We start from the raw sequence: 13,027 nt of genomic DNA, 5'->3' as shown, positions 1-13,027 counted from the left end.
TTCTCTCCTTCGAAGTCCGAAAAGTGGGCGGCGCTGTCCGTCCACAGTGGTCAGAATGTGATCGACCAGCCGGTGAGCGTGCCGACGTCGAATCGGTAGGTGTCGCGAACCGAGAGTCGCCACGTGCCGTTCGCGTCCTCACGGGAGGCGTCGACGGTGAAGCTCTGGTGCACGCCGCCCGATTCGCCGACACCGCCCGCGCGTTTGAGCGGATAGGACGTTCCGCTCGGCCCGACCAGGTCGATGGCGAGATCCCCGGTATAGCCGTGATCGATGTCCACTCGCACCGCGAGCGTGGCCGATGCCTTGCCATCGCAGGAATCCTGGATCACGGAGCTCACCACCGCGGCGTCCGCGTCGGGGATCGCCACATCCTGGTCGTTGCCCTTGATCCCGCATCCGGGCGGCGTGCCGCCACCCAGGTCGCCGACGTAGAGCACCTTGTTCGGCGAGTCGGTCCCGGGGTTGGTGATCAGGTCCGGGGTGGCGCCGCGCACCAGCGCGTCGCTGACCTGCTGCGGCGTCGCGCCGGGGTTCGCGGCGAGATAGAGCGCCGCACCGCCGGCGACGTGCGGGGAGGCCATGGATGTACCGCTGGCGGTACGGAACCTTCCGGTGTTGTCACTGGAGTAGATGTTGCCGCCCGGCGCGAAGAGGTCGATGCAGCGGCCGTGGTTCCCGCCGCGGGTGCGGTCCTTGTTGAACCAGCCGACGGTGAGCGCCTCCGGGACACGCGCCGGGCTCACGCCGCACGCGTCCTTGCCGTCGTTGCCTGCGGAGACCGCGACGACGATTCCCTTGGCCACCAAAGCTTTGACCTGTTCGTCACCGACACCGGGCACATCCATGCCCAGGCTCAGGTTCACTACAGCGGGTTTGACGGCGTTCTTGGCCACCCATTCCATCGCGCTGACCGTGGCCGAGTCCGGGCCGGAGCCTTTGCAGTCGAGTGAGCGCACGGCCACGACCTTGGCCTTCTTCGCCACACCGACGGTTTTGCCCGCGATCGTCCCCGCCACGTGCGAGCCGTGCCAGTAGCAGTCACCGGCGTCAGTGTCGTTGTCGAGGAAGTCGTAGCCGTGGCTCGCCCTGCCTTCGAACTCGGGATGCTGGGCCTGCACCCCGGAGTCGATGACATAGGCGGTCACCCCCTCGCCCGAATTCGGGAAGGTGTACTTCTTGTCCAGGGTGACGGTTCGCTGGTCGATCTGGTCCAGGCCCCACGACGGCGGGCTCGGCTGCTCCCCCTCCGCCCTGGTCGTGCCGTCCTGGTGCACTGCCTTGACCGACGGGTCGGTGGCCAGTCGCCGCGCCTGCCGCTCGGAAAGGCCTCGGACCGAAAACCCGTTCAGTGTGACCGAGTACGTGTCGGTCACCTCTCCGCCGTAGCGCCGGGTGAGTGTCGAGGCCTGGCCTTCTGCCGCGGCACGGGCGCCACTTTCGAGCACCACGATGTACTGCCCGGGGTAAGGCCGGTCGGCCTGGACGACAGCCGCGTCCGTGTCCTGCGCCACGGCCACGCCCGCGGTCGTCACCACTGCCGCGGCGGCGACCGCGACGGTGAACAGGTTCGCCATCCAGCTCGTTCTGCTTTGTCGCATCGATTCCTCCATCGCGCGTTCGAGCGGCCGTAGGGGGTTGTGACATCGAGCCGCTCGGGGAATCAGAGTTCGGCCTGGCGGGCAGGGGAACAAGTGTGGTCGCGACCCGTACCGGTACCTGATCCCGTGTGGACGCAAGTGCCGTAGCTCGCGGGGTTATGGCACCGGTGCCCGCCGACCTACCATGTCGGACATTCCTCAGCGGACGGATCACCGACAGGAGCGAGCATGGTCGACGGGCGCGCGGATCCTCTCTCCGGCCGATTCCGCTCCCCGCCGATGATCGGCCGGGACGCCGAACTCGCCGCCCTGCTCACCGCGGTGCGGCACCCGCCGTCGGCCGTTTTCGTGGAAGGCCAGGCCGGGGTGGGCAAGTCCAGGCTGGTCACCGAGTTCGCCGCCGCGGCCGCCCGCGACGGTGCCCCGCGAGTGATCACGGGCTCGTGCCAGCCGCTGTCCGACCCGTTCCCGTACGGAGTGCTCCTCGACTGCCTCAGCCAGTGCGGCGACCTGCTGGTCGAGCCCGGCCCGGTGACCGGTGCGCTACGGGACCATCTGCCCGAACTCGCCGACCGCCTGCCACCGGCGCCGCGCGCCCTCGATGATCCCGGCGCCGAGCGGCACCGGGTCTTCCGCGCCGTGCGCGATCTCCTGCGTTCGCTGGGACCGGTCGTGCTCGTGCTCGAGGATCTGCAGTGGGCGGACGAAAAGACCCGCCGGGTGTTGCGCTTCGTACTGGCGAACCCGCCGCCGGACCTGTCGATCGTGGCCACCTACCGTCGCGAGGATCTGCCGTCAGTGGCACCACTCGGCCACTCCTTCCACCTGCCGCACGGAGTGACGGGGCTCGATCTGGTCCTGCGCCCCTTCGGTGCGGCGGACGTGCGCGCCATGATCGACGCGCTGGTGGGAGCCACCGTGACGTCGCGTCGGTTCGCCGAAGCCGTCCTGCACGAGACGGCGGGGATCCCTTTCGTGGTCGAGGAAACGGTGCGGGCTCTGCGCGACCCGGTGCGGGACGTGCGCGCCGAAGGTGACTTGGCTTGGCGGGTCCTCGAGGGAATGGACGTGCCTGCCTCGGTGGCGGAGGCGATCGAAGAGCGGCTGGGTGCCTTGCCCGACGCCGCGCGGACCCTCACCGAGGCCGCCGCGGTGCTGGGTGTCCCGGAGACCCCCGAGGTGATGGGCGCCGTGGCGGGAGAGGTGACCGCGACGCACCTGATCGCGTCGCTGGAGTCCGGTGTGCTCGTGGAGGAAACGGCCGACAGATACGGTTTCCGATACGACATCGCCAGGCGCGCGGTGTACGCGTCGCTGCCGGGTCCGCGAAAGCGGGAGCTGCACGAACGCGCCTTGGCGGCGCTGTCCGCCCTCGACCATGCACCCGTCGCCCGGTTGTCCGCCCACGCCAAAGCGGCAGGCATGAAAGCCGAGTGGCTGCGCTACAGCGAACTCGCCGCCAAAGTCGCGGAGGACGCGAACGACGTGTCCACCGCGGTCGACGTGCTGGTCGAGATCCTGGGCGATGCCGAGACCAGCCCCGAGGTCGCGAACCGGCTGGCGACCAAGCTCTGTGACTACGCCCTGACGGGACTACCCGGCGGGATGATGACCGCGCGAGTCGAAAGCCTGCTCGTGGACCCGCGCCTGGCCCCGGACGTCCGAGCCCAGGTTCATTTGTGGTTCGGGCTGTTGCTGCAGCGAGAGACCGGGTCGCTCGACCGCGGCGCCGAGGAGATCGCCCTCGCCCTCGGCCTGCTCGGCGACCAGCCGGAATGCACGGTGCGCGGCATGGCGGCGATGGCCGGGCCGTATCTGGGGTCCGCGTCCATCGCCGAGCACCGGAAGTCGCTCGACCGGGTCGAGGCGACCCTCGACCACCTGCCCACCCGGGCACTGTGCACCGCACTGCTGGCCACGACGCTCGGCGGGCGGCTGATCGTCGGAGACCCGAGCACCTGGGGGCGCATCTCCCGGCTGCCGTCGCCATCGGATGTGCACGACCCCGACGAACTCCACCATCTGGCTCGGGCCCACTGCAACCTGGCGGATGCCTGCTCGTGGATCGGGCACTACTCCAAGGCCCGGGAGTTCCTGCGCGGCGGGATCACCTTGGCCAAGCGGAGTGGGTCCTCTTACGTCGTCGGCACCGCCGAGGCCACGGCGGCCCGGCTCGACTGGCTCAGTGGACGATGGCAGGGACTGGAACAGCGACTCGACCGCTTGATCGAAAGCTATGAAGACCTGCTGCTGACCACGGACCTGCACCTCACGCGAGGCTGGCTGGCCACGGCACGGGGCGAGTGGGTGCGGGCGGAGAAAGCTTTCCAGGCGGCGACGGGTTCGCACCCGACGGCGCAGGTCTTCCCGGTGGGCATCTCGGCGGCAGGCGGTATGGCCGGCATGCTCCTCAGCCGGGGCGAGACCGCCGCGGCGGAGGAACACGTGAGATGCGGCGTGATGATGCTGCGGAACAAGGGCGCGTGGATGTGGTCGGGCGACATCCTGCCCCAGGCCGTCGATTACCACCTGGCAGTCGACGACGTCGACTCGGCACGGGTGCTCGTCTCGGAAACAGCCCATGGTCTACGAGGAGTCGACGCCCCACTGGCCCAGGCGGGACTGACCGCCTGCCGCGCGCGGCTGACCGCGGCCACGAACGACCATCAAGAGGCAGGCCGGCTCTACCGGGAAGCAATCGACCAGCACTGGGACCTGGGCTTGTCCTACCGGGCCACCCAACTCGCCGAGAAGGCCGAGGGTGAAACCTTCACCGACGCCGCGGTGCTCGAAGCCCTGACCCAGTCCTACGACGCCTTGGGCGCCACGGTCGACGCCGCCCGCTGCCGCCACCGCGCCCGCAGTACCGGCACAGCCACCCCATCGCCTCGTGGCAGACGCGGATACGGCAGCGAACTCTCCCCGCGCGAACAGGACGTCGCCCGCCTCCTGGCAGGCGGCCACACCAACCAGGAAATCGCACAGGCCCTGTTCCTGTCCCGTCGCACGGTCGAGGAGTATGTGGTCAAGGTTCGCCGCAAACTGAACGTCTCCTCCCGCCACGACGTCCACCTCTGACGAGGCGCTCCGGACGAGGGAACCTGACCGCAGTTGACCAGGGGGCCCGATATCGGTCAGGAGACTCGGATATCGCCGCGTACGGCGTCGAGGTAGTCGGTGATGGCTCGGTGGTTCTTGGTGAGGCATGCGATCTTTTCGGCCATGCGGTCGCGTTCGTGTTCGAGCGTGGCGACCATGTCCGGCGTGACGTAGGGCATGTGGATCGTGCGCGGGGTGTTCAGACAGGGCAGGATCTGCTTGATGATCCGGGTGGGCAGCCCCGCGTCGAGCAGGCCTCGCACCTGGAGAACCCGGTCGACGACGTACTCCTCATAGTCCCGGTATCCGTTGGGCAGTCGATCCGACTCGATCAGTCCCTGCTCCTCGTAGTAGCGCAGCAACCTCATCGGAGTCCGCGTGCGCGTCGACAGCTCACCGATCCGCATGTCCCTCTCCTCGCCTCTGCGGGCTGGTTTCATGTGACTCGGCGGATACCGCATTTGACCTTCACACTAATGTCACTCATTGATCATAGGGCCATGACACGACCCCAGACTCTGCCAACTCACTCGACGACGAACGCCCGGCTCCCGCTGGCGGCTCTTCTGGCGTTGGCCACCACCGGGTTCATCACGCTCCTGACCGAGACGATGCCCGCCGGGGTGCTTCCCGCGATGAGCCGAGACCTGGGTGTGAGCGAGAGTGCCGCCGGACAGAGTGTGACCGTCTTCGCGATCGGGGCGATCCTCGCCGCGATCCCGCTCACCAAGGCGACGATCGGCTGGCCGCGCCGACACCTGCTGCTGGTGGCGATCACAGGATTCGCGATCGCCAACACCGTCACCGCGTTCTCCGAGAGCTTCGCGCTTACGCTGGCCGCCCGGTTCCTCGGCGGCATCGTCGGCGGGTTGCTCTGGGCGCTGTTGGCCGGGTACGCGGTACGGATGGTTCCCTCACATCAGCGCGGCAAGGCAATGGCGATCGCGATGTCGGGCGCGATCGTCGCCCTGTCCATCGGAGTTCCTGCCGCGGCGCTTCTGGCCAAGCTCATCGAGTGGCGATACGCGTTCGGGATCATGACCGTCCTGACGCTCGCGTTGATCGTGTGGGTCATCGCGGCGGTGCCGAACTTTCCCGGACAGGCGAAGGGCTCACGGCTCCCGCTCACCCGCACCTTCCGCATTCCCGGTGTAGCGCCCGTGCTTTTCGTGACCCTCACGTTCGTACTCGCCCACAGCATCCTCTACACGTACATCGCCCCGTTCCTCACGCCACTCGGCATGGCAAGTCAAGTCGACGCCGTGCTGCTCACCTTCGGCCTGGTGTCACTGGTGAGCATCTGGATCACCGGAGCGCTCCTCCATCGACACCTGCGCCTCCTCATGATTCTCGCGTGTGCGCTCTTCGCGACATGCACGCTGCTGCTCGGCATCTTCTCCGGCGTGCCTACGCTCGTCTACGCCGGCGCAGCGCTCTGGGGGCTCGCGTTCGGCGGCACCTCCACCCTGCTGCAGACCGCGGTCGCCGAAGCAGCAGGTGACGCCGGCGATGTCGCCCAGGCACTCCTCACCACCGGATGGAACATCGGAATCGCCGGTAGTGGCATCATCGGAGGCCTCGTCCTCGGCGGATTGGATGCGTCCTGGCTGAGTTGGGTCGCGCTCGCACTGCTCGTCCCCGCACTCGCCACGGTGCTCGTGGCACGCAAACACGGGTTCACCAAGGGAGAACTCGGCAGCCGCTGAACCACTCTACGTCGGCAACGGAGCCCAATCGGAGACGACGTGGCTCCAACGACAGCCCCGCCAGCGGACGTTAGCCTGGCTCTATGGCAGACACTCGCCCTGGAGGCCGTACGGCCCGTACGCGCACCGCGGTGCACACCGCGGTGCGCGAGTTGTTCGCCGAGGGGCATGACCAGCCGTCGGTGCGGGAAGTGTCCGAGCGGTCGGGTGTGCACGAGGTGACGATCTACCGGCGCTGGGGGCGGATCGAGTCGCTGGTGCTCGACGTCGCGGTCACGCAGCTCAACGAGGAGTCGCCGTTTCCGGACAGCGGCGACCTGCGCCGTGATCTGCTCGACTGGGCACACGCGGTCGCCGGACAGGTGAAGACGCGTGAGGGGTTCGCGCTGTTCCACGCGCTCGCCGCGGCCACCTCCCCGCTCGCCGGTGGCAAGCCCGCTCCGACCGCTGACGACGCCGCCCGGTATCTGCGGCAGCGCACCACTCAGATGCAGCGGGCGTTGGACCGGGTCGAGGCGGCGGGGGGCAAGCCGCCGACGGTCGCCCACATCTTCGATGTCGTGCTCGCACCTATTTACCTGCGCGCGGTCTTCGGGTACGAGTCCCCTGACCAGGACCTGGACGCCCTGGTGGACCGGGCGCTGCGCACGGCCTGAGCCTTACCGCAGGAAATCTTGCATTAGCTGTTCCCCTGGCGCATACTCCTCGTTAACGTAAGTTTTCTTACATTAAGCGGCCGAGGGAGTATTCATGGCTGGCAGCACACAGACGCTTCGCGACCGGGTCGCCATCGTCACGGGCGCGAGTTCGGGCATCGGGGCGCAGATCGCGCGTGAACTCGGTGCCACCGGTGCCCGGGTCGCCCTGGTGGGACGGGACGCGCGTCGTCTCGAGACGGTCGCCGCGGAGCTGAGGGCGGCGGGTGCGGAGGCCGAGCCGATCGCCGCCGACCTCACGACCGGCGCCGGTCCCGGGAAGGTCGTCGACCGCACGCTCGCGCGCTTCGGGGGCATCGACGTGCTCGTGCACGCTGCCGGGATCTTCCTGCCGACGCCGTTCGCCGACACCACCGACGAGCAGCTCGACGACCAGTGGGCGACCAACGTCCGGGCGCCGTTCCGGCTGACCAGGGCGGCCGCCGGACACCTCGGTGACGGCAGCAGCGTCATCTTCGTCTCGTCCATCTGCGGGCACGTCGGTTTCCCGAACTCAAGCGCCTACTGCGCGACCAAAGGCGCGGTGGAGCTGCTGGTCAAGTCACTGACCGCCGAATTCGCCCCGCGGGGCGTCCGGGTCAACGCGGTCGCTCCCGGCAACGTGCGGACGAGCATCAACGCGCACCTGCTCGAAGACTCCGACTACGAGCGCCAGATGCTCGAGTCCACCCCCGCCGGACGGGTCGGCGAGGTCGGTGACATCGCGCCGGCGGTCGCCTTCCTCGCTTCCCCCGCCGCCTCCTACATCCACGGTTCCAGCCTGCTGATCGACGGCGGCTGGGTGGCTTCGTGAGGAGCCCCGCCATGCCCGGCTTCCGTGAACTCGTGACAGCGAGCGGCCTCGACGCCGTCACGGAGCACCTCGACGAAACGCTGGTGCTCGCCGCGCTGCGAGACGTGCACGGCCTGTCCGGCAGGCTCGAACGCGTCGCCTCGGAGAAGGACGAGACCTTCGTCCTGCACACGGCAGACGCCCGCCACCTGGTGAAGGTGGGTGGTGAGGGCGAATCGGCCGAGGATCTCACGCTGCAGACGGCGGTGCTGCGCCACCTCGCGCGCACCGCACCCGGCCTGCCGATCCCGGTCGTCCGGTCCGGTGTGGACGGAGCGGACGTGCACGACATCGCGCCACTGGACGCGAGCGGGCCGAGGCTGCTGCGGGTCCTGTCGTACCTCCCTGGCGAACCGCTGAGCGGGAGTGAGGCCGATCCGGCACCCTTCGGGGGCTACCACGCACAGCTCATCCGCGCGCTCGCCGGCTTCCGCGGTGAGAACCAGGAACGGACCTTGATCTGGGATCTGCGCCATCTCGGCGCTCTCGCTCCCGTACTGGACACAGTGGACAGTGCGGACCGGATGCTCGCGCGCGATGTGCTCGCCGAATTCGCGCTCCACGTCCGGCCCGCCGGACTGGACACCCAGGTGGTGCACAACGACTTGAGCCCGCACAACCTCCTCGTCGGCTCTCGTGGAGCCTTGACCGGGATCCTCGATTTCGGCGACGTGGTGCGCACGGCGGTGGTCTTCGACCTCGCGATCGCGTTGTCGAACCTTCTCGAGGTGGACGCCGCCGACCCGTGGGCGGTCCCGCTTTCGTGGCTGCGCCACTATCTCCGCATCAGGCCGGTCGCCCAGGAAGAACTCGAGCTTCTTCCGTTGCTGTCGTCAGCGCGATTGGTACAGCGGGCGCTCATCTCGTCGTGGCGGGCCCGGCGGGATCCGGCACGCGCGGCGTATGTGCTCTCGCACGCCTCCCGTGATTGGACGACGGCCCGAGTGACGTTCGCCGGTCTGGACGCCGCAGCCGAACGGGTACTCGCGGAGTCGCGGCGATGAGCCGCCCGCGCGGGCCGGAAATGGTCAACGGCTTCACCGGCGCGTCCTTGGCCGCGCAGCCGCCGCACATCCGGGACCTCCTCGTCCGGCGTGAGAAGGTGCTCGGGCCGGGATACCAGCTGTTCTACACGAACCCGGTCGAGGTCGTCCGCGGCAAGGGCGTACACCTCTACGACTCCGCGGGCAACGAGTACCTCGACGCCTACAACAACGTCGTCTCGCTCGGACACTGCCATCCCGCCGTCGTCGAGGCGGTCACCCGGCAGTTGTCGCTGCTCACCACGAACACCCGCTACCTGCAGGCCGACCTGCTCGACTTCTCCGAACGGTTGCTCGCGACGTTCCCCGCGGAACTCGACCGGGTCACCTACACCTGCACCGGCTCGGAAGCGAACGACCTCGCCTTGCGCATCGCGCGGGCGCACACCGGCAACACCGGGATCATCGTCACGCGCAACGCCTACCACGGGGTGACCGCCGAGGTCGCGGCGTTCTCCCCGTCCCTCGGCCCGACCTCGCCGCTGGGACCGCACGTGCGCACGATCAGCGCGCCGGACCCCCTGCGGCAGGGCGCCTCGGTGGTGACCGAGCTGCGCACCGAGATCCGGGCGGCCATCGACGATCTCCGGCGGCACGGGTTCGGGGTCTGCGCGCTCGTGGTGGACAGCATCTTTTCCTCCGACGGCGTGCAGCCGGTTCCGACGGATCTGCTCGGCGTACTCGCCGCCGAGGTCCGTGCGGCGGGCGGGGTCTACCTCGCGGACGAGGTCCAGGCGGGGTTCGGCCGCACGGGAACGGGATGGTGGGGCTTCGGCAGGCATGAGGTCGTGCCCGATCTGGTGACCCTGGGAAAGCCGATGGGCAACGGGATCCCGGTGGCCGCGACGGTGCTGCGGCACGAGGTCGGCCAGGCGTTCGGCCGGAACGTGCGCTACTTCAACACTTTCGGCGGCAGCAACGTACCGATCGCCGCGGCCGCGGCAGTGCTCCGCACCATCGAAGGCGAAGGTCTCATCGACAACGCCCACGAGATCGGCGCACAGCTGAAGCGGGGGTTCGCCCGCATCGTCTCGGACCACCCTCGCCTCGCCGACGTGCGCGGCGCCGGGTTGTTCCTCGGAATCGAGGTGACCGCACCGGAAAGCACGGACCCGGACCGGGTCCTCGCCCAGTCCCTTGTGGACGATCTGCGCGAACACTTCGTGCTCGTGTCGGCTTCCGGGCCGCACGGCAACGTCATCAAGATCCGGCCACCGCTGGTGTTCGACGCCTCCGACGCCTCACTGCTGCTCGAACGCTTCGCCGATTCGGCCGCCCGAATCCTTCCCATCTGATCCGGAGGTGATCATGACCGCACCGACGATCGACCTGAACGCGGACGCCGGCGAAAGCTTCGGCCGGTGGACGCTCGGCGACGACGAAGCCTTGTTCCGGCACATCACGACCGCCAACATCGCCTGCGGCTATCACGCCGGCGATCCGGCGACCATGCGGTCGTCCCTGATCCGCGCACGGGAGGCGGGGATCGCCGCGGGCGCCCACCCCGGCTACCCGGACCTGCTCGGCTTCGGCCGCAGGGCGCTGCCCGCGACCGACTCCGACGTGGTCGACTACATCCTCTACCAGGTCGGCGCGCTCGCCGGGCTCGCCGCGGTCGAGAACGTGCCCCTCACCCATGTCAAACCGCACGGCGCGCTCATGGGGCGGATCTGCCGTTCGCCCGAGCTGGCGACCAGGGTCGCGCGGGCACTCCAACCGGTCCTCCCGGGCGTGCCGCTGATGTTCGCGCCCACCGAGGCGATGCGCGCGGTCACCACGGCGGGGTTGCCGGTCATCCCGGAGAACGCGGCCGACCTCGACTTCGACCAGGACGGGATCAACATCGTCGAGCCGGTCCCGCGAACCAAGGACCCGGAAGCGATCGCGGATCGTGCGCTGGAGATGGCGCGCGGCACCGTCCGCACGGTCGGCGGGACGGTGATCCCGATGCCGGTGCGCTCGATTTGCGTACACGGTGACCGGCCGAACGCGGTCGCGGTCGCGGCGGCCGTGCGACGGCGCCTCGAATCGGCGGGATTCCTCCTGCGCGCCCCCGAGCAGGCGCCATGAGCGGCTACGAGTTCTTCGCTGACGGCGCACGGGCCAGCTTCGGTGGCGACGAGTTCGTGTTCGTCGAAGTGTGCGAAGGGATGGACCTCGCGCAAGCGCTGCGGATCCAGGCGATCACCGGGGAGCTGGCCCGGCGCGAGTTGCCCGGCGTCCTCGATGTCGCCCCGGCCAACGCGAGCTATCTCGTGCGCGCCGACCCGGACGTGCTGCACCCGCGCGAACTCGTGCGAGCGCTGGCCCGCTTGCACGACCGGTTCGGGGAGGCGGGCTCGGTGGCGCTGGACACGGAGATCGTCGAGATCCCCGTGTGGTACGCGGATCCGGAGACCGAGCGGACCTGCCTGAAGTTCCGGGACCGGCACCAGTCGCCGACGGAGACGGACATCGCCTACACCGCGCGAATCAACGGGCTGGCCTCGGTGGCCGACCTCGTCACCGCGCACACGTCGGCGCCGTTCATCGTCACCTTCCCGTGTTTCAAGCCGGGCAACACCGAATGCGTCCAGCTCGTGCCGCGCGAGCGGCAGATCCAGGCGCCCAAATACCTGCGGCCGAGGACGGAAACCCCGGCCAGGGCGGTCGCGCACGGCGGCGCGTTCACCGTCGTGTACCCGACCGCGGGGGTCGGTGGCTACCAGCTGCTCGGCCGCTCCCCCGTCCCGGTCGCCGACCTCACCCAGCGGACTCCCGGGTTCGAGACGTCGAAGGTGCTCGCCACGATCTCGACGCTGCTGAGCTTCCGGCCCGTCCCCGGCGAGGAGTACGAGCAGTTGCGCACCGACTCACGCGAAGGCCGGTACCGGTATCGGCGCGCACCAGTGCGCTTCGCGCTCGCCGAGTTCCTCGCCGACCCGGCAGGCTATCCGCGCACTTTGGAGGCGGCGTTGTCATGCTGACAGTCCTCTCCCCCGGCGCCCGCACCCTCGTCCAGGATCTCGGCCGCGACGGGCAATACGCCATCGGACTGCCCCCTTCGGGAGCGCTCGACCAGTACTCGCACCGCTGCGCCAACCTGCTCGCCGGCAACCACGAGAACGCGGCGACGCTGGAAATCACCATGATCGGACCGGCACTGCGCTTCACCGAACCGGCGACCGTGGCGGTCACCGGCGGCGAAGCCGACGCCGACGTCGACGGCGTGCCCGTGTCGTGCTGGCGGACACTGTTCGTGGAACCCGGCCAGGTGCTGCGGATCGGCACGCTGCGCAGCGGTTGCCATGCCTACCTCGCGGTGCGCGGAGGGATCGGGACCGAGCCGTTCCTCGGGAGCCGGTCCACCTACCAGAGTTCGGCGATCGGCGGGCACGACGGCCGGGCGCTCGTCTCCGGCGACATCCTGCCGGTCGGCGACGAGACCGGGATGTTCCGCCCCGGCGCGGGCAGCACCGTCGATCCCCGGTTGCGTCCCGTCCTCGGCGGGCACCAGCGCCTCCGGCTCGTCGAAGGACTGTGCCGTCACCGGTTCACCGACGAAAGCGTCCGCGAGTTCTTCTCCTCGACGTTCACCGTCTCGCCCGAATCCGACCGCACCGGTCGCCGCCTGATCGGGCCGGCACTGCGGTTCGTCGACCGTGAAGCCCCGTTCGGCGCGGGCGACAACCCCAGCAACGTGGTCGACCTGGGCTACCCGGTGGGATCGGTGCAGGTACCCAACGGCGAGGAGGCCATCTGCCTGCTGCGCGACGCCGTGACCGGAGGTGGCTACGCGACGATCGGCACGGTCGTGAGCGCCGACCTCGACGTGCTCGCCCAGCTCAAGGCACCGGACACGGTCGGCTTCGTGCCGGTGTCACTCGACCAGGCGATCGCAGCCCGCCACGAGCGTCACGACCGGCTCAAACAGGTGCGGCACGGCCTGCGACTGCTCTCCCTGTACTGAATCCCGTTCCGGCACCATCCGGCCGTCCCGGAGGACGGCGCGAACCCCCGTTCGCCATCCCGCACGTGCCCGCGTGCCGTC

General features: G+C 69.3%; 11 protein-coding genes. 9 read left to right on the top strand and 2 right to left on the bottom strand.

Translation table 11 applies throughout. The annotated features are described in order from the left end of the window. Positions 1–50 precede the first annotated feature (50 nt). Positions 51–1,601 (bottom strand): S8 family peptidase, encoded by a 1,551-nt coding sequence (locus BKN51_RS09320; protein WP_233224169.1) that lies wholly within the window; start codon positions 1,599–1,601, stop codon positions 51–53. A gap of 228 nt (positions 1,602–1,829) precedes the next feature. Between BKN51_RS09320 and BKN51_RS09315 the strand changes: the two genes are divergently transcribed. Continuing rightward, positions 1,830–4,679: an ATP-binding protein gene (locus BKN51_RS09315; protein WP_233224170.1), complete on the top strand. Its 2,850-nt coding sequence runs from the start codon at positions 1,830–1,832 to the stop codon at positions 4,677–4,679. Positions 4,680–4,735: 56 nt separating this feature from the next. Here BKN51_RS09315 and BKN51_RS09310 read toward each other — a convergent pair whose 3' ends face one another. Beyond that, the gene (locus tag BKN51_RS09310; RefSeq protein WP_101607269.1) at positions 4,736–5,107 is read right to left on the bottom strand and encodes a MerR family transcriptional regulator; all 372 of its coding nucleotides are present in this window, start codon (positions 5,105–5,107) and stop codon (positions 4,736–4,738) included. 93 nt (positions 5,108–5,200) lie between these two features. On the opposite strand from BKN51_RS09310, the gene BKN51_RS09305 reads away from it, so the two are divergent. The 8 genes from BKN51_RS09305 (at position 5,201) to BKN51_RS09270 (ending at position 12,946) form a co-directional block, all read left to right on the top strand. Then, complete coding sequence (locus BKN51_RS09305; RefSeq protein WP_101607268.1) at positions 5,201–6,406, top strand: MFS transporter; 1,206 nt, start codon at positions 5,201–5,203, stop codon at positions 6,404–6,406. A gap of 83 nt (positions 6,407–6,489) precedes the next feature. Continuing rightward, entirely contained in the window at positions 6,490–7,062 is a 573-nt protein-coding gene (locus BKN51_RS09300; protein ID WP_168214298.1) for a TetR-like C-terminal domain-containing protein, read from the top strand. Between the two features lie 94 nt (positions 7,063–7,156). Then, positions 7,157–7,915 (top strand): SDR family NAD(P)-dependent oxidoreductase, encoded by a 759-nt coding sequence (locus tag BKN51_RS09295; protein WP_101607266.1) that lies wholly within the window; start codon positions 7,157–7,159, stop codon positions 7,913–7,915. 11 nt (positions 7,916–7,926) lie between these two features. Further along, positions 7,927–8,958 (top strand): phosphotransferase, encoded by a 1,032-nt coding sequence (locus BKN51_RS09290; RefSeq protein WP_101607265.1) that lies wholly within the window; start codon positions 7,927–7,929, stop codon positions 8,956–8,958. Beyond that, on the top strand, positions 8,955–10,292 hold the full coding sequence (locus BKN51_RS09285; protein ID WP_101607264.1) for an aspartate aminotransferase family protein: 1,338 nt from the start codon (positions 8,955–8,957) through the stop codon (positions 10,290–10,292). The genes BKN51_RS09290 and BKN51_RS09285 overlap by 4 nt, the downstream gene beginning before the upstream one ends. A gap of 13 nt (positions 10,293–10,305) precedes the next feature. After that, positions 10,306–11,067: a 5-oxoprolinase subunit PxpA gene (locus tag BKN51_RS09280; RefSeq protein ID WP_101607263.1), complete on the top strand. Its 762-nt coding sequence runs from the start codon at positions 10,306–10,308 to the stop codon at positions 11,065–11,067. Continuing rightward, the gene (locus BKN51_RS09275) at positions 11,064–11,963 is read left to right on the top strand and encodes a 5-oxoprolinase subunit B family protein (RefSeq protein WP_101607262.1); all 900 of its coding nucleotides are present in this window, start codon (positions 11,064–11,066) and stop codon (positions 11,961–11,963) included. Before BKN51_RS09280 ends, BKN51_RS09275 begins: the two co-directional genes overlap by 4 nt. Beyond that, complete coding sequence (locus tag BKN51_RS09270; protein WP_101607261.1) at positions 11,957–12,946, top strand: biotin-dependent carboxyltransferase family protein; 990 nt, start codon at positions 11,957–11,959, stop codon at positions 12,944–12,946. Before BKN51_RS09275 ends, BKN51_RS09270 begins: the two co-directional genes overlap by 7 nt. Positions 12,947–13,027: the final 81 nt, after the last annotated feature.

The organism is Amycolatopsis sp. BJA-103, assembly GCF_002849735.1.
Taxonomy (GTDB): domain Bacteria; phylum Actinomycetota; class Actinomycetes; order Mycobacteriales; family Pseudonocardiaceae; genus Amycolatopsis.
Note: the sequence above shows the minus strand (reverse complement) of the source record. Positions and strands in the feature narration are given on the sequence as shown.